Source organism: Pseudomonas sp. PS1(2021), from assembly GCF_020405165.1.
Taxonomy (GTDB): domain Bacteria; phylum Pseudomonadota; class Gammaproteobacteria; order Pseudomonadales; family Pseudomonadaceae; genus Pseudomonas; species Pseudomonas aeruginosa.
In genome coordinates this window covers 3,208,424-3,226,725 of sequence record NZ_CP084484.1, presented here as the reverse complement: position 1 = coordinate 3,226,725, position 18,302 = coordinate 3,208,424, and the positions used below count along the sequence as shown (strand labels likewise).

Sequence of the window (18,302 nt, the reverse complement as noted above, 5' to 3'; positions counted from 1 at the left end):
GAAGGCGACCCTATTGTCAAATTCGATTTGACAGTCTATGCGCGATTAGCCTCTCCAGATAGCGCGAGCGCCTCGCTATGCTCCCCGGCAAACCTCCGGAGCGCCCATGAATCAACCGTCCCGCCTGGCCACTTTGTACCTGCTGGGGTTCGCCCTGGACCTGGTGAACATCTTCATCGCCAGCGTCGCCTACCCGGACATCGGGCGTTCCCTTGGCGCTTCGGTGGCGACCCTGGCGTGGATCGGCAACACCTACCTGCTCGGCTTGACCCTGGTGATTCCGTTGAGCGTCTGGCTCGCTTCGCGCCTGGGAGAACGGCGACTGATGCTGCTGGCACTGGCCGGTTTCGCCAGCGCTTCGCTGGGTTGCGGCCTGGCTGGATCGGCGGCGACGTTGATCGTCTGGCGCCTGTGCCAGGGGTTGGCCGGCGGGTTACTGATCCCCCTCGGCCAGGCCATGGCCTATCGGAATGTCCCGGCGTCGGCACGGGCCGGCCTGACCGCACGGCTGATGCTGGTGGCGCTGATCGTTCCCGCCGTGGCGCCTGCCCTCGGCGGCTGGCTGGTGGACAGCCTGTCCTGGCGTGGGATCTTCTTCGCCAGCGTGGCGCCGGCGCTGCTGGTGCTGGCCCTGGCGATGCGCTGGCTGCCCAGGCACAAGCATGCGGCGCAGCGCCTGGACCTGCGCGGCCTGCTGCTCGGCTCGGCGGCGCTGGCCACGCTGCTGGTGGCGCTCGCCTGGCTGGGATCGCCCGGCGGCGGCGGGCGTGGCCTGCTCCTGGCGCTGCTGGCCTGCGTGCTGGGCTGCTGCTACTGGCGTGACGGGCGCGCTCGTACCGACGCGCTGCTCGACCTTGGCTTGCTGGAGGCGCCATTGCTGCGTACGGCGATGCTGGTCTATCTCTGCGTGCCGGGAGCCTTCATGGGCGCCAACCTGGTCGCCATGCTCTATCTGCAAGGCCCCCTCGGCCTCAGCGCGAGCCGTGCCGGTGCGCTGATGCTGCCCTGGGCGCTGGCGGCCGGCCTGGCCATCGGCCTGACCCGGCGACGCTTCAATCGCTGGGGGCCGAAATCCTTGCTGCTGGCGGGCATGGCGATACAGGCCGGCGGCCTGCTGTGGCTGGCTCGAAGCGGGGAGGGGAGCGGCTTCTGGCAACTGGCGGGGGCCTACGCGACCATGGGATTCGGCGGCAGCCTGTGTAGCAGCGCGGCACAGGGCATGGCCTTGCTCGACGTCCCGGCGGCGCGCATGGGCCATGCCAGCGCCTTGTGGAACATCAATCGGCAACTGGCGTTCTGCCTGGGCATGGCCGTGCTCGGTGGGTTGCTCAACCTGTTGCAGGCGCGGGCCGACCCCGCGGCCTTCGTCCACTGCTTCCTGTTCTCCGCCGCTTTCACGCTATTGCCTCTGCCGTGGGTGAGGCGTATCGATTCCGCCGGGGTTCGCGCCCTGGTCCAGACCTGAAAGGAGCTACACCATGACTTGTGCCTACCGCCGGGAAATCCACCATGCCCACGTGGCGATCCGCGACTGGCTGGCCGGCGACTCACGGGCTGACGCGCTGGATGCGTTGATGGCGCGTTTCGCCGAGGACTTCTCGATGGTCACGCCGCATGGCGTGGTCCTGGACAAGACTGCTCTGGGCGAGCTGTTCCGCAGCAAGGGCGGCACCCGTCCTGGGCTGCGCATCGAGATCGACGGCGAGAGTCTGCTGGCTTCAGGCGTGGATGGCGCGACCCTGGCCTATCGGGAAATCCAGTCCGACGCGGCGGGTCGCAGCGAGCGCCTGTCCACCGTAGTCCTGCACCGTGACGACGAAGGGCGGCTGTACTGGCGCCACCTGCAGGAAACCTTCTGCGGCTGAGCCTGCCTCAGTCGCTGGCACCGAGCAGGCGCAGGAAGGCATCGGCGAGTTCGCCGGCCAGCGGCTGGGTATCCAGGCGGCCGCCGGCGATGGCGTCGTCGGCGGCGCCATGCAGCCCGGAGTAGAGCAGCAGGGCGTTCAGCCGTGGGTTGCGCAGCGGCCAGGCGCCGGCCGCCGCGCCGTTCTCCAGTAGCTCCGCCAATTGCTCCAGCACGCGGTCGCGCTCCTGGTTGCCGCGCTGGTGGTGATGGTGTTCGCTGTAGACCACATCGTGCAGCCGGTAGCCCTCCAGGTAGCCCGCCAGGCCGCTCTCGGTCCAGGCGCGCAGGCGGCCGGGATGGTCGTTCGCCGGACAGGCCTCGACGGCATTCGCGATGCGTTGCTGGAAAGCCTGGGTGAAGCGCTCGCGCAGGGCCAGGAGGATGTCGGTCTTGGCTTGGAAGTAGTGATAGAAGGTACCCTTGGCGACCCCCGCGGCAGCGACGATGTCGCTGATGGTGGTGGCGTCCACACCCTTGTCTAGGAACAGTTGCTGCGCCGCCGCCATCAGTTCCTCGAGACGAACCTCCGCAGGCTTGGTGCGCGGTTGGCGGGCAGGCTGTTCGGCGTGGCGATCGGGCATGGAGCGCGGGTCCAGTGGTTGGGTTGGCCGCAGTGTAAAAGAGCGTGGAGGGGAAGACGAGGCATGACAGGAAGATGAGAATGTTTCGCGATATTTATTGACTGACCGTCGGTCAATGGATTATTCCTGGGCCAGCGCCCTCTCATCGGAGTACTCCATGAACCCTTCGCGTCGTGTCGCCCTGGTCGCCGCCATTTACCTGGGAACCTTCATCGCCTCGCTCGACATCAGCATCGTCAACCTCGCCCTGCCGACGCTGCAGTACGCCCTGGATACCGACCTGGCCGGCCTGCAGTGGGTGGTCGACGCCTATGCGCTGTGCCTGAGCGCCTTCATGCTGTCTTCCGGACCGCTGAGCGACCGCTACGGTCGCAAGCTGACCTGGCTGCTCGGGGTCGGCCTGTTCAGCTTCGGTTCGCTGCTCTGCGCGCTGGCCACCTCGCTGCCGCTGCTGCTGTTCGGACGCGCGGTCCAGGGCATCGCCGGGGCGCTGTTGATACCCGGCGCGCTGTCGATCCTTACCCAGGCTTTCCACGATCCCGGCCAGCGCGCCCAGGTGATCGGCGGCTGGACCTCCTTCAGCGCGCTGTCGCTGATCCTCGGCCCGCTGCTCGGCGGCCTGCTGGTGGAGCACGCCGGCTGGCAGAGCATCTTCCTGATCAACCTGCCGCTCGGCCTGCTGGCGCTCGCCCTGGGCCTGTGGGGCATCGAGGAAACCGCGCACCCCGAGCACGCCGCCTTCGATCCCCTGGGGCAGTTGCTCAGCGTGGTCTGGCTGGGAGCGTTGACCTACGCCCTGATCGCCGCGGGAGAGGGCGGCTGGTTGTCTCCCACGGCCTGGCCGGCGCTGCTCCTGGCCGGGGTCGGCTTGCTTGGCTTCCTCTTCGTCGAGCGGCGGACCGCCCGACCGCTGCTGCCCCTGGGGTTGTTCCGCCAGGCCGGGTTCGCCGTCTGCAACCTGGCCTCGTTCGTCCTCGGTTTTTCCGGCTACGCCAGCCTGTTCTTCCTCTCCCTGTTCTTCCAGCAGGTGCAGGGTGCCTCGGCGCAGCAGGCCGGCTTCTACCTGGCGCCGCAGTTCCTCGCCATGGGCGCACTGTCCATGCTGTTCGGCCGGTTGCAGCGGCACGTACCGCTGCGACGCCTGCTGGTGCTGGGCTACCTGGTGATCGGCCTGGCCATGCTGGCGCTGGCCGCTTGCGGTACGGGAACCGCGTATCCCTGGGTCGGCCTGTTGCTGGTGGCGCTCGGCCTGGGCATGGGCCTGGCCGTTCCCGGCACCGGTCTGGCGGTCATGGCGAGCGTGGCCCGCGAGCGTTCCGGGATGGCCTCGGCGACCATGAATACCCTGCGCCAGGCCGGCATGGCCGTCGGCATCGCGTTGCTGGGAGCGCTGCTGAGCGGGCGGGCGATCGTCGTCCTGGGCGATCGGCTGGAGGAGCTGGGGATTGCCGATGCGCAACGGCTCGCCACCCAGGCGATCACGGCCCATCGCTTGCCTGGTTCCCTGGCGGGGCTCGACGCCGAGCTGCCGGCCGCGCTGGCCGAGGGCTTCCGTCTGGCTATGCTGGTGGCCGGAGCCAGCGCCCTGCTGGCCGCCGCGCTGCTCTGGCGCCTGCGCGTTAGCGCCGGCCCGGCGGCGGATACAGTTGGCGCATCTGGACGAACGGCAGGGGTACAGTTGCAGGCCGATAGACGCTGACTCTCGGGTCACGATGCTGGCGCGGGGGCGATTTCCTTGCGTTATGCTGCTCGAAGCGAAGAATATTCGCGTATTCCAACTGTTGTGCTAGGGTATGGCCTGCGACAACCTGTCGCAGGCAGGTTAAAGCCCTACTTTATCTATGTTTGAGAAAGTCTATTGCAAGATGTGTCATAGGCTCCTCAGCTGAAATGAATTGTAATAACTGACGCTCAGTTTCGGTCCAACGAGCGTCGCGCGAGTCTCTGCTCCGCATCGCGATAAATGGGTTCCTGCCTTGCCTGTTGCACAACAAATAGCCGACCGATAACTGCGACCTGATCACCCGGCGGGAAGGGCAATCCTTCTCGCCCAGGCATGCACGTGCCTTGGCCGCCCTTGGCCTCTTCCGGCACAGCTTCGAAAACGCTGTTCATCAAGGAACGACTCAGCGCGTGGAACGAGTCCGCCACCGGAATCGGGAAAGGTATCCGCTTGCCTTCTCCCGTGGCCGGGCAATGGCCGTTCCGTACCCCGGCGGCGACTGCATGTCTGGAACTGGCTGAAGCCAGCGGTCTCCGCCACAAGCCTTGCAAGGAGACATCCATGAGCGACCACTCGCTCCTTCCATCGATTAAGGCCGGAAGATGACCAAAGCAAACCCGTTTGCCGCATTGAAATGGCTTTCCCTGGCGCCCGCGCTGCTGCTCGGCGGCTGCGACATGACCCTGTTCAACCCGAAAGGGCAGGTGGGCATGGACGAGCGCACCCTGATCATTACCGCGACCCTGCTGATGCTGATCGTGGTCATCCCGGTGATCGTGATGACCCTGGCGTTCGCCTGGAAGTACCGCGCCTCGAATACCCAGGCCGAGTACAAGCCGGACTGGCACCACTCCAACCGCATCGAGGCGGTGGTCTGGCTGGTGCCCTGCGTGATCATCGCGATCCTCGGCTGGATCACCTGGGAAAGCACCCACAAGCTCGACCCGTACCGTCCGCTGGACTCCGAGGTCAAGCCGGTCACCATCCAGGCCGTTTCGCTGGACTGGAAGTGGTTGTTCATCTACCCGGAGCAGGGTATCGCCACGGTCAACGAGATCGCCTTCCCGAAAGACACCCCGGTGAATTTCCAGATCACCTCGGATTCGGTGATGAACTCGTTCTTCATCCCGCAGCTGGGCAGCCAGATCTACTCGATGGCCGGGATGATGACCAAGCTGCACCTGATCGCCAACGAAGAAGGCGTATTCGACGGTATCTCCGCGAACTACAGCGGCGGCGGTTTCTCCGGCATGCGCTTCAAGGCCATCGCCACCTCCGAGCAGGGCTTCCAGGACTGGGTCGCCAAGGTCAAGGCGGCACCGGCCAGCCTGTCGATCGGCACCTATCCGGAACTGGTCAAGCCGAGCGAGAACGTTCCGCCGACCTACTTCTCTTCGGTCAGCCCGGAACTGTTTGGCCACATCCTCACCAAGTACGAGCACCACGGCGACGCCAAGGGTGCCGCGCACGGCGAGCACGCCGGGGCTGAGCACGAAGCCGCCATGACCGGTCACGACATGCAGGACATGGACATGCAAGCCATGCAGGGCATGAAAGACATGAAGGACATGCACATGCAACCGAGTACCCAGGAGTAAGCGCAGATGTTCGGGAAACTGACACTCTCGGCCGTGCCTTACCACGAGCCCATCGTCATGGTCACACTGGCCGTCGTCGCCCTGCTGGGCCTCGGCGTGGTCGGTGCGATCACCTACTACCGCAAGTGGACCTACCTGTGGACCGAGTGGCTGACCTCGGTCGACCACAAGAAGATCGGCGTGATGTACATCGTCGTCGCCCTGGTCATGCTGGTCCGCGGCTTCGCCGACGCGATCATGATGCGCGGCCAGTTGGCCCTGGCCGAAGGCGCCAACCACGGCTACCTGCCGCCGGAGCACTACGACCAGATCTTCACCGCGCATGGCGTGATCATGATCATCTTCATGGCCATGCCGTTCATGACCGGCCTGATGAACCTGGCCGTGCCGCTGCAGATCGGCGCGCGCGACGTGGCGTTCCCCTTCCTCAACTCGCTGAGCTTCTGGCTGCTCGTGGTCAGCGCCATGCTGGTCAACGTGTCGCTGGGCCTGGGCGAATTCGCCCGTACCGGCTGGGTGGCCTATCCGCCGCTGTCGGAGCTGGCCTATAGCCCCGGGGTAGGGGTGGACTACTACATCTGGGCGCTACAGATATCCGGGATGGGCACGTTGCTCACGGGGATCAACTTCCTGGTCACCGTGTTCAAGATGCGTGCCCCGGGCATGAAGCTGATGCAGATGCCGATCTTCACCTGGACCTGCACCTTCGCCAACATCCTGATCGTCGCCTCGTTCCCGATCCTCACCGCTGCGCTGGGCCTGCTGTCGCTCGACCGCTACCTGGACATGCACTTCTTCACCAACGAGCTCGGCGGCAACGCCATGATGTACATCAACCTCTTCTGGGCCTGGGGCCATCCCGAGGTGTACATCCTGATCCTGCCGGCCTTCGGTATCTTCTCCGAGGTCACCGCGACCTTCGCCGGCAAGCGCATGTTCGGCTACAAGTCGATGGTCTGGGCCAGCGCCGCGATCACCTTCCTCGGCTTCACCGTGTGGCTGCACCACTTCTTCACCATGGGTTCGGGCGGTGACGTCAACGGCTTCTTCGGCGTGGCCACCATGCTGATCTCGATCCCCACCGGGGTGAAGCTGTTCAACTGGCTGTTCACCATCTACAAGGGCCGCCTGCGCTTCAGCACGCCGATCCTGTGGACCCTGGGCTTCATGGTGACCTTCACCATCGGCGGCATGACCGGCGTCCTGCTGGCCATCCCGGGCGCGGACTTCCTGCTGCACAACAGCCTGTTCCTGATCGCCCACTTCCACAACACCATCATCGGCGGCGCGGTATTCGGCTACCTGGCCGGCTTCGCCTTCTGGTTCCCGAAAGCGTTCGGCTTCACCCTCGACGAGAAGTGGGGCAAGCGTTCCTTCTGGTGCTGGCTGGTGGGCTTCTACATGGCCTTCATGCCGCTCTACATCCTCGGCTTCATGGGCATGACCCGTCGCCTGAACCACTACGACAACCCGCTGTGGAAGCCCTACCTGGTGGTCGCGTTCTTCGGCGCCGTGCTGATCTTCTGCGGCATCGCCTGCCAACTGATCCAGCTGTTCGTCTCGGTCCGCAACCGCAAGCAACTGGCCGATGTCAATGGCGACCCGTGGGAAGGCCGCACCCTGGAATGGGCCACTTCCTCGCCGCCGCCGTTCTACAACTTCGCCGAGCTGCCGAAGGTACAGGACGTGGATGCCTTCCACGACATGAAGAAGGCCGGCACCGCCTACCGCAAGCTGCCGGCCTACCAGCCGATCCACATGCCGAAGAACACCGCCGCGGGCTTCTCCATCGCCGTGTTCGCCTTCGTCTTCGGCTTCGCCGCCATCTGGCATATCTGGTGGCTCATGGCGGTCGGCTTCGTCGGCATGATCGGCTCCTTCATCGTGCGCAGCTACAACCAGGACGTCGACTACTACGTCCAGCCCGAAGAGATCGAGAAGATCGAAAGCGCCCGTTTCCAGCAACTCGCCAAGCAGGTCTGAACCATGTCGACGGCAGTATTGAACAAGCATCTGGCCGACGCCCACGAAGTGGGCCACGACCACGATCATGCACACGATAGCGGCGGCAACACCGTATTCGGTTTCTGGCTCTACCTGATGACCGACTGCGTGCTGTTCGCCAGCGTCTTCGCCACCTACGCGGTGCTGGTTCACCACACCGCCGGCGGCCCCAGCGGCAAGGACATCTTCGAACTGCCCTACGTGCTGGTGGAAACCGCCATCCTGCTGGTTTCCAGCTGCACCTACGGCCTGGCCATGCTCTCTGCGCACAAGGGCGCCAAGGGCCAGGCGATCGCCTGGCTCGGGGTCACCTTCCTGCTCGGCGCCGCGTTCATTGGGATGGAGATCAACGAGTTCCACCACCTGATCGCCGAAGGTTTCGGCCCGAGCCGCAGCGCCTTCCTGTCGTCCTTCTTCACCCTGGTCGGCATGCACGGCCTGCACGTCAGCGCCGGTCTGCTGTGGATGCTGGTGCTGATGGCGCAGATCTGGACCCGCGGCCTCACCGCGCAGAACAACACCCGGATGATGTGCCTGAGCCTGTTCTGGCACTTCCTCGACATCGTCTGGATCTGCGTCTTCACCGTCGTCTACCTGATGGGGGCCCTGTAATGAGCAGCGCTGCACACGACAACCACGGCGCCGGCCACGGCAGCCTGGGTTCCTACGCGATCGGCTTCGTGCTCTCGGTGATCCTCACCGCGATCCCGTTCTACATGGTCATGGACGGCGGCTTCTCGCGCCACGCGACCATCCTCACCATGGTCGTCCTCGGCCTGGTGCAGGTGGTGGTGCACCTGATCTGCTTCCTGCACATGAACATGTCGTCGGAAGGGCGCTGGAACGTGATGGCGTTCATCTTCACGGTGATCGTCATCCTGCTGGTGGTCGGTCTCTCGCTGTGGATCATCTTCAGCGCCGACATGCTGATGATGCCGATGCCCTGAGGGCCATGACGTGAAGCTGAAACGCTATCTCCTGGTGGCCAAGCCGGGAATCATCTTCGGCAACCTGATCGCGGTGGCGGGGGGATACTTCCTCGCCGCCCGCGGCAGCGTCGAGCCGATGCTGTTGCTGGCCACGGTCATCGGCCTGTCGCTGGTGGTCGCCAGTGGGTGCGTGCTGAACAACTGCATCGACCGCGACATCGACCGGCACATGGAGCGGACCCGCGGGCGGGTCACCGTGACCGGGCAGATCTCGCTGAAGGCTGCCCTGGCCCACGGCCTGGTCCTCGGGGTCGCCGGCTTCGGCCTGCTGTGGTGGCGGACCAACCCGCTGACCACCGCGCTGGCCGGCTTCGGCTACTTCGTCTACGTCGGCCTGTACAGCCTGTGGTTCAAGCGTCGTTCGCAGTACGGCACGCTGGTCGGCAGCCTCTCCGGGGCGATGCCGCCGGTGGTCGGCTACTGCGCGGTGAGCGGCCAGTTCGACGCCGGCGCCGCCTCGCTGCTGGCGATCTTCTGCCTGTGGCAGATGCCGCACTCCTATGCCATCGCCATCTTCCGCCTGAAGGACTACGAGGCGGCTGGCATCCCGGTGCTGCCGGTGGCGCGCGGCATCGCGGTGACCAAGATCCACATCGTGCTCTACATCCTCGCCTTCATGGCGGCGACCCTCGCCTTGTGCCTGGGCGGCTACGCCGGCTACGGCTACCTGCTGGTGGCGGTGGCGGTGAGCCTGTGGTGGCTGGCCATCGCCCTGACCGGCTACTGGACCGCCGACGACCGGGTCTGGGCGCGCAAGCTGTTCGCCTTCTCCATCGTCGCCATCACCGCGCTGAGCGTGATGATGTCCATCGACTTCCAGGTGGCGCCCGCCACCCATCTGGTCGCCTCGCTGTTCTGAGGCGACACGCTTTAGGGAAAGCCCCGCCGGTCGATTGGCGGGGCTTTTTTTTGTCTGCGCGATGGCAGGGATGCGGTCGCCGCCTGGCAGAAGGGCCGCGCGGCGAGCCCTCTGTTCCGGGACTCTGCCGTTGGTTATCAGATTTTTCCGGGAGCTTTTTCGGAGCTGTCCGGCTTGTGAAAAAAACCCTTCATCAATCAAATGCCAATGATTCTCAATAACCAAGATGGAGTACTTCATGGATCGTCGCAACGAGCCGTCCCCCTTGCCCACCAAACGCCCGCTGGCGCCGCTGATGCTGTTGATGGCCGCCTGCTCCTCGCCGGCCCTGGCCGAGGACGCGGCGCGCAAGGACGATCCCCTGGAACTGGGAGCCGACACGGTCACCGGCGAGCAGGCGTCGTCCAGGGTCGAACGCTCGGCCTCGGCCAAGTACGCCGTGCCGCTGCTGGATACCCCGCAGACCGTCACGGTGGTGCCGCAAAAGGTGATCCAGGAGCAGAACGCCCTGAGCCTGCGCCAGGTGCTGTCCAACGTCTCCGGCATCACCTTCAACGCCGGCGAGGGCGGCGGCGGTTCCGGCGACAGCATCAACATCCGCGGCTTCAGCGCCAACGCCAACATGCAGGTGGACGGGCTGCGCGACAGCGCCCAGACCAGCCGCAGCGACCTGTTCAACCTGGAGGCGGTGGAAGTGATCAAGGGACCGAACTCGGTGTTCGGCGGCGCCGGCACCAGCGGCGGCAGCATCAACATGGTCAGCAAGCAGCCCAAGGCCGAAGCCTTCACCCACCTGGGCGCCGGGCTGGGCACGGACCGCTACCGGCGCCTGACCCTGGACACCAACCAGCCGCTGGAAGGGCTTGGCGAATCGACCGCCTTCCGCCTCAACCTCATGGCCCACCACAACGACGTCGCCGGGCGCGAACAGATCGACAAGCAGCGCTGGGGCATCGCGCCATCCCTGACCTTCGGCCTGGACACCCCGACCCGCCTGACCCTGAGCTACTTCCACCAGCGCGACGACAACCTTCCCGACTATGGCGTGCCGGCGCTGAACGGGCGCAAGCTGGACGGCGTCAGCCGCCACGATTATTTTGGCTGGCGCAACCTGGACGAGGAACGGATCGACAACGACGTCGCCACCCTCAAGCTCGAACACGATTTCAGCGACGACTTCCAGTTGCAGAACCTCATCCGCTATTCCCACCTGCATCGGGACACGGTGATCTCCGCCTCCCACGTCAACCAGAAGGGCCTGCCGCCGGGTCGCTACCTGCCGGCGGGACCGCAAGCCTACGGGCGCGATTCGAAGACGCGGATGTGGATCAACCAGACCAACCTCACCGGCCGCTTCGATACCTTCGGCCTGGCGCATACGCTGATCGGCGGCTTCGAGCTGTCCCGCGAGACCTACGACCGCACCACCTACTCCTACAACCTGGGCAAGTTCTACCCGGCCAACGGCTTCGACCTGCACAACCCGCCGGGCTACTGGAACGGCCCCACCGACAAGCGCGACAGCGCGCGCAACCGGACCGAACTGGAGGTCAAGGCGCTGTACGCCTTCGACACCATCGCCCTGGACGAGCGCTGGGACCTCAGCCTGGGCCTGCGCTACGACTGGATCGACGGCACCTCGCGGAGCACGCCCTCAGGCAAGCCGACGGTGCGCGCCGACAGTTCCGACGGCAAGCTGAGCACACGGGCGGGGCTGGTATTCAAGCCGCTGGAGAACGGGCGGGTGTACGTCTCCTACGGCACCTCCTTCAACCCCTCGGCGGAACACCTGGTCACTACCGGCTCGGGCGTGACCGAGGCGACCGGAGGCCTGGCGCCGGAGAAGAACAGTACCTACGAGCTGGGCACCAAGTGGGAGTTCCTCGGACGGCGCCTGGAGCTGGACGCGGCGCTGTTCCAGGTGAAGAAGGAGGACGCTCGCGAACGCCTGGCCGACGGCAGCTACGTGCTTGCCGGCGAACAGCGCGTGCGTGGCCTGGAGCTGAGCGCCAGCGGCAAGTTGAACGAGCACTGGGACCTCTTCGCCACCTACACCTACCTCGACAGCGAAACCCTGAAATCCAGCAACCCGCAGCGTGAGGGACAGGCCCTGGGCAATACCCCGCCGCGCTCGTTGAGCCTCTGGAGCACCTACGAACTGCCCGAGGGCGTGACCCTGGGCTATGGCGCACGCTACGTCAGCCAGCGCAACGTCACCTCGGTGGACAACGGCAAGCTGGATGCCTACTGGGTGCACAACATGATGCTCGGCTACCAGGCGACGCGCGACCTGAAACTGCAACTCAACCTCGACAACCTGTTCGACAAGGCCTACGTCGAGCGGGTGCGCCAGGTGTACGGCAACCAGTCGCGCTCCTCGGCCATCGAGTATGGCGACGGTCGCACGGCGATTCTTTCGGCGATCTACGCGTTCTGACGGCAGGCAGGCCATGGAAGCCGGCGCCCACTGCCTGGGCGCCGGTTCTTCCCGGCGATTTCCTCTGAACTTTTTCACTGCGGCGCCTATCAACTCCTTTGCAAGTCATTTTTCAGGGAGCCTCTTCGATGGCACGCAAAAACGCAGTGAAAGACAACCTCGAGCAGATCCAGCACCAGAGCTACAGCGAGCTGCAGGAACTGCTCTCCGAAGCCAACAGCATGCTCGCCGACAGCGCCGCCTTCGCCGGCGACAAGGCCGATAGCGCCCGTGCGCGGATCGGCGCGCTGCTGGAGAAGGCCAACGATGCCCTCGGCAAGGGCGGTAGCGCCGTGGCCGAACGCAGCCGCCACGCGGTGGATGCGACGGAAAGCTATATCGGCGCCAATCCCTGGCAGACCATGGCCATCACCACCGCGGTGGGCCTGCTCGCCGGCTTCCTGCTCGGGCGTCGCTCCTGAGCACGCGGTCGGTGCCGCACAACGGACTCGTTACCTTCGCTTGAAAAAAGGAATTGCCCATGCTTTCGATCAAGAAGAACCTCGGCCTCCTGGCCATGACCGTGGCCCTGGCGGCCTGCGCCTCCAATCCCAACGACCTGCCGGATTTCCCGGAGCATGAATACGCGGCGACCCAGCAGGTGGGCGAGGGCGTGATCAACGGCGACCTGTACCTGACCAGTGCGTCGGGTGCGATCCAGAAGGGGACCAACACCAAGGTCACCCTGGAGCCTGCGACCAGCTACATGAAGGCCTACTACGCGAAGTTCGGCAACCTCGATGCCGCCAAGCGCGATCCCGACGTGCAACCGCCGGTGCTCGACCCGCGACGCGCCACCTACGTGCGCGAGGCGACCACCGACCAGAACGGTCGCTTCGACTTCGACCACATCCCCAACGGCACCTACTACATTTCCAGCGAGCTGACCTGGAGCGCCCAGAGCGATGGCAAGACCATCACCGAGGGCGGCACCGTCACCAAGCTGGTCACCGTGAGCGGCTCGCAGCCGCAGAAGGTGCTGCTGACCCGCTGACCTCCGGCGGTGTTCGGCCAAAACGGCAAGCCCCTGCCATCGCGGCAGGGGCTTTTTCCTGCCGGCGCGACCGGACCGCTTGACAGCCAACGGGCCTGCGCCGTAGTTTCGATACCCATGACCTTCGCGACCCTGCTTACCCGCCGCAGCATTATTACCGCCATTCCAGCTATGGCGGGTTAGCCAGCGTCCACTCCGAACCCGCCCTCGAGGCGGGTTCTTCGTTCTGTCTCCTGGGCCAAAACCACCGAACCGGGAGAACAGCATGCAGCACCAGACCCTCCAGAACCTCGTTGGCCGGGCCGACGCCCTGATCAATGCCGGGCAGTTCGATGCCCTGATGGATTTCTACTGCGACGACGCCACCCTGGTGGTCAAGCCGGGCCTCAACGCCTGCGGCAAGGCGCAGATCCGCCAGGCGTTCGACGCCATCGCCCGGCACTTCGAGCACAGCCTGCGAGTGCGCCAGCACGACCTGCGGGTGATCGAGGCGGGAGATACGGCGCTGGTCATGGCCGAGGCGGTGATCGAGTCGAAGGCCGGACGCCTGCAACGTCGGGCCACCTACGTGTTCCGCCAGGAGGCCGATGGCCAGTGGCGCTGCGCGGTGGACAACTCCTACGGCACCGACCTGCTGGCCTCGGTGGCGGCGAGCGCGGAGGCCAGCCGATGAGCGCCTCGACCCTCAGCGCAAGCAAACCCCTGCTGGCCGGCTACGTGGAAAGCATCCTGGCCGCGCCGGTGTACGACGTCGCCGTGGAAACCCCCTTGCAGGTCGCGCCGCAGTTGTCCCAGCGCCTGGGCAACCGGGTGCTGCTCAAGCGCGAGGACCTGCAGCCGGTGTTCTCCTTCAAGATCCGCGGCGCCTACACCCGTGTCGCGCGCCTGAGCGACGAGCAGAAGGCCCGCGGGGTGATCACCGCCTCCGCCGGCAACCATGCCCAGGGCCTGGCCCTGGCGGCGCAGCGCCTGGGCGTGCGGGCGGTGATCGTGATGCCGCGCACCACTCCCGAACTCAAGGTCAAGGGCGTGCTGGCGCGCGGCGGCGAGGCGTTGCTGCACGGCGACGCCTTCCCCGATGCGCTGGCCCATGCCCTGCAACTGGCCGAGCGCGAAGGCATGACTTTCGTCCCACCCTACGACGATCCGGACGTGATCGCCGGACAGGGCACGGTGGCGATGGAGATCCTCCGCCAGCACAGCGGCCGCCTCGACGCGATCTTCGTGCCGGTCGGCGGCGGCAGCCTGATCGCCGGGATCGCCGCCTACGTCAAGCACCTGCGTCCGGATATTCGCGTGATCGGCGTCGAGCCGGAGGATTCCAACTGCCTGCAGGCGGCGCTGGCCGCCGGCGAACGGGTGGTGCTGGGCCAGGTCGGGCTGTTCGCCGACGGGGTGGCGGTGGCGCAGATCGGCGCTTGCAACTTCGAGGTCTGCAAGGACCATGTCGACGAGGTGATCACCGTCGGCAGCGACGAAATCTGCGCGGCGATCAAGGACATCTACGACGACACCCGTTCGATCACCGAGCCGGCCGGCGCCCTGGCCGTAGCGGGGATCAAGAAGTACGTGGCCCGCGAACGCACCGAGGGGCAGACCCTGGTGGCCATCGACTCCGGTGCCAACATCAACTTCGACCGCCTGCGCCACGTTGCCGAGCGCGCCGAACTGGGCGAACAGCGCGAAGCGATCATCGCCGTCACCGTGGCCGAGCGGCCGGGCAGCTTCAAGGCCTTCTGCGCGGCGCTGGGCCGGCGCCAGATCACCGAGTTCAACTACCGCTACCACAGCGACCGCCAGGCCCACCTGTTCGTCGGCGTGCAGACCCATCCGCTCACCGACAGCCGCGCCGACCTGCTCGCCGGCCTGTGCGAGCAGGGCTTCCCGGTACTCGACCTGACCGACAACGAGATGGCCAAGCTGCACATCCGCCACATGGTCGGCGGCCACGGTACCGAGGTGCGCCGCGAGCGGCTGTTCCGCTTCGAGTTTCCCGAACGCCCCGGGGCCTTGCTGAACTTCCTCGACAAGCTCGGCTCGCGCTGGAACATCAGCCTGTTCCACTACCGCAACCACGGCGCCGCCGACGGTCGGGTGCTGGCCGGATTGCAGGTGCCGGACGAGGAGCGCGGCGAGCTGGAGGCGGCGTTGCAAGCCATCGGCTATCCGTACTGGGAGGAAACCCACAACCCGGCCTACCGGCTGTTCGCCGGTTGAGCTGCGCGGCGGTGCGCCAGCGGGACATGGCCCTGTCATGTCCCTCGGCTAGACTCCTGCCAGGGATATCCGCCCAGCGAGGGACATGGCCATGCGCAAGCGCAACCCCCGGCGGGCCACGCCGGAAGAACTGCGGGTCTGCTCGGTACTGAAGGAAAAGGGCACCCGCGAGGAACTCGCCCACCTCGCCGCCCGCGGTGAGTGGAGCAACGTGCCGGCGTACAACGCCAGCCGCGAGCAGATCGCCGACCACCTGGGCAAGAGCGTGTCGCCGGAATCCGACGCCTCGTTCTTCGACTCGCGGCGCTTCAGCGAGGCGATCGTCCTGCTCAAGAGCCGGCCGGTGCTGCTGGTGAAGAACGGTATCTTCGACGAAGCGCCGCTGGCCGGCCTGGAGCAGCGCCTGAAGAAGCATCGCGCCGCGCTGGCCACGCCGATCCGCTCGGTCGGTCGGCTGGAACTGATCGACCACGACAGCATGGACTGGTGCGGTACCGGCTGGCGCATCGAGGACGACCTGATCGTCACCAACCGGCATGTCGCCAGCCTGTTCGCCGAGCGCCAGGGCAGCCTGTTCCGCTTCCGTCTCAACCAGGCCGGCAAGCAGGTGCGCACCCGCGTGGACTTCCGCGAGGAATACCGCCAACCGGAAAGCGACGAGCATGTGATCGCGCGGGTCCTGTGGATCGCCCCGGACGTCTCCGAGGCGCCGGACATGGCGATCCTCCAGGTAGTGAAGGGCGACCTGCTGCCGCCGCCGCTGGTCCTCGCGCGCCAGGATGCCGAGCCGCGCCAGGCGGTGGCGGTGGTCGGCTATCCGGCGCGCGACAGCCGCAACGACGCCGGGGCGATGGAAGATATCTTCGGCAACATCTACGACGTCAAGCGCTTCGCTCCCGGCGAAGTCGTGGGATTGCCCCATGACGCCTGGTACCTGACCCACGACTGCTCGACCCTGGGCGGCAATTCCGGCTCGGCGGTGCTTTCGATCGACGGCGGCGAGGTGGTCGGCCTGCACTTCGGCGGCCAGTTCCGCAAGACCAACTATGCGGTGAAGGCCAGCGTGATCCGCAGCCTGCTGGCGCGTCGCGCCTGGGTGCCGGTGGCCGGGGCGGAGCTGAAGCGCGGCGCGCCGCGCTTCCAGGAAAAGCAGCGCAGCGTCGCCGACCTGGCCGAGCGCAAGGGCTTCGACGAGGCCTTCCTCGGGCCGAAGGCGACCTTGCCCAAGCCGGGCAAGAGCCACCAGGTGCTGCCGGTGGGCAAGGGCACGCGCCTGGACTATCTGCATTTCTCGGTGGTGATGAGCGCCAGCCGGCGCTTGCCGATCCTCACCGCGGTGAATATCGACGGCGCGCTCAAGCGTTCGCTCAAGCGCAAGGATTCCTGGGGCTTCGACCCGCGCATCGAGGCGGCCGCGCAGGTCGGACACAAGGACTTCTACGGTCCGGCTTCGTTCGACAAGGGCCACATGGTGCGTCGCGAGGATCCCGGCTGGGGCGACAGCGATGCCATCGCCCGGCAGGCCGAGGACGACACCTTCGTCTATACCAACGCGGTGCCCCAGGTGGCGCAGCTCAACCAGCGCAGCTGGCTGTCGCTGGAGGACTACGTGCTGCAGAACGCCAGGAGCGAGGGCTTCCGCATCTCGGTGTTCACCGGCCCGGTGTTCCGCGACGACGATCCGCTCTACCAGGGCGTGCAGGTGCCGCTGGAGTTCTGGAAGGTGGTGGCGATGATCGACGCCGACAGCGGCGAACTGGGAGTGTCCGCCTACCTGCTGGGGCAGGAAGGGATGATGCCCAGCGAAGGCTTCCGCTACGGTGCGTTCAAGACCTACCAGGTGCCGTTGGCGAAGGTCGAGGCCAGCGCCGACCTGCGTTTCTCCAGCGCCCTGCGCAAGGCCGACGTGCTCGCCGGCACGCCGCTGGAGGAGGCGCTGGAAAGCGGTCGCTTCATCGAGATCGACGGACCGGACGACCTCCTGCTGAGCCGGCCGGGGCCGGCCGGCAAGGGCCGCTGAGGTTCAGGCCGGCTGCCGCCACTCGCGTAGCAGTTCGATGAAGGCGCGCAGCTTGGCCGGTACGTGGCGGCGGTTCAGGTAATACAGCCACATCGGCGGCAGCGGCAGGCAACTGCCAGGCAGCACTTCCACCAGGCGCCCGGCGGCGAGGTCCGCGGCGACCCGCTCGCGGATGAATGCCTGGGCGATCCCTGCGCCGGCGCGGGCCGCCTCGATGATCGCCTCGGTGTCGGTGCTGACGAAGCGTGCCGGCAGGTCCACTTCCAGTTCCCGCCCGTCTTCCCGCAAGCGCCACTTGTGCAGGCGGCCGCTGCGCGGGAAACGGAAGCGCACGGCGGCATGCCCATCGAGGTCGGCGACGCTGGCCGGCGTACCGTACTCGGCGAGGTAGGTCGGAGTGGCCACCAGCAGGCACGCCAGCGGCGCTGTCAGTTGCACCCCGACCATGCCCGGCTGCAGGGCGTCGGCCAGGCGGATGCCGGCATCCAGTCGTTCCCTGACGATATCCACCAACTGGTCCTCGTAGCGGATCTCCAGTTGTACCTTCGGGTAGCGTCGCACGAACTCGTTGAGCATCGGTGCGATCACCAGGTTCTTCGCCAGGTGCAGGGCGCTGATGCGCAGCTGCCCGGAGGGTTCCGCGAGGCTTTCGCCGAGCGCTTCGCGGGCGCGCACCAGGTCGCGGTAGGGCTGTTCGGTCTGTTCGTGGTAGCGCTGCCCGGCCTCGCTCAGGCTGACCCCGCGGGTGGTGCGGTGGAACAGCTTGAGACGCAGCTCGGCTTCCAGTTGGTTGATCGCCTGGCTCACCGCTGCCGGCGTCACCCCGAGCAGGGCGGCGGCGCGGGTGAAGCTGCCGGTGTCGGCGACCTGCCTGAAGACGTGCAGGCCGGCGAGGGGATCGCGTCGATTCATTGTTAGAAAAACTTGAAAGTCTA

At 66.2% G+C, this 18,302-nt stretch carries 16 protein-coding genes; 14 read left to right on the top strand and 2 right to left on the bottom strand.

Going from position 1 to position 18,302, the window contains the following annotated elements; translation table 11 throughout:
- Positions 1-106: 106 nt before the first annotated feature.
- Positions 107-1,465, top strand: coding sequence for an MDR family MFS transporter (locus LE197_RS15400; protein ID WP_016263744.1), 1,359 nt, complete (start codon positions 107-109; stop codon positions 1,463-1,465).
- Between the two features lie 13 nt (positions 1,466-1,478).
- On the top strand, positions 1,479-1,865 hold the full coding sequence (locus LE197_RS15395; protein WP_003082694.1) for a DUF4440 domain-containing protein: 387 nt from the start codon (positions 1,479-1,481) through the stop codon (positions 1,863-1,865).
- A gap of 7 nt (positions 1,866-1,872) precedes the next feature.
- On the opposite strand, the gene LE197_RS15390 is transcribed toward LE197_RS15395, so the two are convergent.
- The gene (locus LE197_RS15390) at positions 1,873-2,487 is read right to left on the bottom strand and encodes a TetR/AcrR family transcriptional regulator (protein ID WP_003082696.1); all 615 of its coding nucleotides are present in this window, start codon (positions 2,485-2,487) and stop codon (positions 1,873-1,875) included.
- Positions 2,488-2,644: 157 nt separating this feature from the next.
- Here LE197_RS15390 and LE197_RS15385 point away from each other — a divergent pair, with 157 nt between their 5' ends.
- The 12 genes from LE197_RS15385 (at position 2,645) to LE197_RS15330 (ending at position 17,367) form a co-directional block, all read left to right on the top strand.
- Positions 2,645-4,186 (top strand): MFS transporter, encoded by a 1,542-nt coding sequence (locus tag LE197_RS15385; RefSeq protein WP_003082699.1) that lies wholly within the window; start codon positions 2,645-2,647, stop codon positions 4,184-4,186.
- Between the two features lie 626 nt (positions 4,187-4,812).
- Positions 4,813-5,808 carry a ubiquinol oxidase subunit II gene (gene cyoA, locus LE197_RS15380; RefSeq protein WP_003082702.1) on the top strand — a complete coding sequence of 332 codons (996 nt, stop codon included), beginning with the start codon at positions 4,813-4,815 and terminating at the stop codon, positions 5,806-5,808.
- 6 nt (positions 5,809-5,814) lie between these two features.
- Positions 5,815-7,791 carry a cytochrome o ubiquinol oxidase subunit I gene (gene cyoB / locus LE197_RS15375; protein WP_003082705.1) on the top strand — a complete coding sequence of 659 codons (1,977 nt, stop codon included), beginning with the start codon at positions 5,815-5,817 and terminating at the stop codon, positions 7,789-7,791.
- 3 nt (positions 7,792-7,794) lie between these two features.
- Positions 7,795-8,424, top strand: coding sequence for a cytochrome o ubiquinol oxidase subunit III (gene cyoC, locus LE197_RS15370; RefSeq protein ID WP_003086858.1), 630 nt, complete (start codon positions 7,795-7,797; stop codon positions 8,422-8,424).
- A complete protein-coding gene (gene cyoD / locus LE197_RS15365; RefSeq protein WP_003109258.1) occupies positions 8,424-8,759 on the top strand; it encodes a cytochrome o ubiquinol oxidase subunit IV in 336 nt (111 codons plus the stop codon). The genes cyoC and cyoD overlap by 1 nt, the downstream gene beginning before the upstream one ends.
- A gap of 10 nt (positions 8,760-8,769) precedes the next feature.
- A complete protein-coding gene (cyoE, locus tag LE197_RS15360) occupies positions 8,770-9,660 on the top strand; it encodes a heme o synthase (protein WP_003082726.1) in 891 nt (296 codons plus the stop codon).
- Positions 9,661-9,898: 238 nt separating this feature from the next.
- On the top strand, positions 9,899-12,097 hold the full coding sequence (locus LE197_RS15355; RefSeq protein WP_003145267.1) for a TonB-dependent receptor: 2,199 nt from the start codon (positions 9,899-9,901) through the stop codon (positions 12,095-12,097).
- A 128-nt stretch (positions 12,098-12,225) separates the two neighbouring features.
- Positions 12,226-12,558 (top strand): DUF883 family protein, encoded by a 333-nt coding sequence (locus tag LE197_RS15350; protein ID WP_023109037.1) that lies wholly within the window; start codon positions 12,226-12,228, stop codon positions 12,556-12,558.
- A gap of 59 nt (positions 12,559-12,617) precedes the next feature.
- Positions 12,618-13,130 (top strand): prealbumin-like fold domain-containing protein, encoded by a 513-nt coding sequence (locus LE197_RS15345; RefSeq protein ID WP_003082734.1) that lies wholly within the window; start codon positions 12,618-12,620, stop codon positions 13,128-13,130.
- Between the two features lie 265 nt (positions 13,131-13,395).
- Positions 13,396-13,803 (top strand): YybH family protein, encoded by a 408-nt coding sequence (locus tag LE197_RS15340; RefSeq protein ID WP_003082737.1) that lies wholly within the window; start codon positions 13,396-13,398, stop codon positions 13,801-13,803.
- Positions 13,800-15,347: a threonine ammonia-lyase, biosynthetic gene (gene ilvA, locus LE197_RS15335; RefSeq protein WP_023085061.1), complete on the top strand. Its 1,548-nt coding sequence runs from the start codon at positions 13,800-13,802 to the stop codon at positions 15,345-15,347. Before LE197_RS15340 ends, ilvA begins: the two co-directional genes overlap by 4 nt.
- Before the next feature lie 91 nt (positions 15,348-15,438).
- Positions 15,439-17,367 carry a DNA/RNA non-specific endonuclease gene (locus tag LE197_RS15330; protein ID WP_009314862.1) on the top strand — a complete coding sequence of 643 codons (1,929 nt, stop codon included), beginning with the start codon at positions 15,439-15,441 and terminating at the stop codon, positions 17,365-17,367.
- 3 nt (positions 17,368-17,370) lie between these two features.
- Here the strand turns inward: LE197_RS15330 and LE197_RS15325 are convergent, their stop codons facing one another.
- Positions 17,371-18,279: a LysR family transcriptional regulator gene (locus LE197_RS15325; protein WP_009876130.1), complete on the bottom strand. Its 909-nt coding sequence runs from the start codon at positions 18,277-18,279 to the stop codon at positions 17,371-17,373.
- Positions 18,280-18,302: the final 23 nt, after the last annotated feature.

Coding starts and splice junctions, on each gene's coding strand:
- LE197_RS15400 (WP_016263744.1), top strand. CDS start 107: ATGAATCAACCGTCCCGCCTGGCCACTTTGTACCTGCTGGGGTTCGCC.
- LE197_RS15395 (WP_003082694.1), top strand. CDS start 1,479: ATGACTTGTGCCTACCGCCGGGAAATCCACCATGCCCACGTGGCGATC.
- LE197_RS15390 (WP_003082696.1), bottom strand. CDS start 2,487: ATGCCCGATCGCCACGCCGAACAGCCTGCCCGCCAACCGCGCACCAAG.
- LE197_RS15385 (WP_003082699.1), top strand. CDS start 2,645: ATGAACCCTTCGCGTCGTGTCGCCCTGGTCGCCGCCATTTACCTGGGA.
- cyoA (WP_003082702.1), top strand. CDS start 4,813: ATGACCAAAGCAAACCCGTTTGCCGCATTGAAATGGCTTTCCCTGGCG.
- cyoB (WP_003082705.1), top strand. CDS start 5,815: ATGTTCGGGAAACTGACACTCTCGGCCGTGCCTTACCACGAGCCCATC.
- cyoC (WP_003086858.1), top strand. CDS start 7,795: ATGTCGACGGCAGTATTGAACAAGCATCTGGCCGACGCCCACGAAGTG.
- cyoD (WP_003109258.1), top strand. CDS start 8,424: ATGAGCAGCGCTGCACACGACAACCACGGCGCCGGCCACGGCAGCCTG.
- LE197_RS15355 (WP_003145267.1), top strand. CDS start 9,899: ATGGATCGTCGCAACGAGCCGTCCCCCTTGCCCACCAAACGCCCGCTG.
- LE197_RS15350 (WP_023109037.1), top strand. CDS start 12,226: ATGGCACGCAAAAACGCAGTGAAAGACAACCTCGAGCAGATCCAGCAC.
- LE197_RS15345 (WP_003082734.1), top strand. CDS start 12,618: ATGCTTTCGATCAAGAAGAACCTCGGCCTCCTGGCCATGACCGTGGCC.
- LE197_RS15340 (WP_003082737.1), top strand. CDS start 13,396: ATGCAGCACCAGACCCTCCAGAACCTCGTTGGCCGGGCCGACGCCCTG.
- ilvA (WP_023085061.1), top strand. CDS start 13,800: ATGAGCGCCTCGACCCTCAGCGCAAGCAAACCCCTGCTGGCCGGCTAC.
- LE197_RS15330 (WP_009314862.1), top strand. CDS start 15,439: ATGCGCAAGCGCAACCCCCGGCGGGCCACGCCGGAAGAACTGCGGGTC.
- LE197_RS15325 (WP_009876130.1), bottom strand. CDS start 18,279: ATGAATCGACGCGATCCCCTCGCCGGCCTGCACGTCTTCAGGCAGGTC.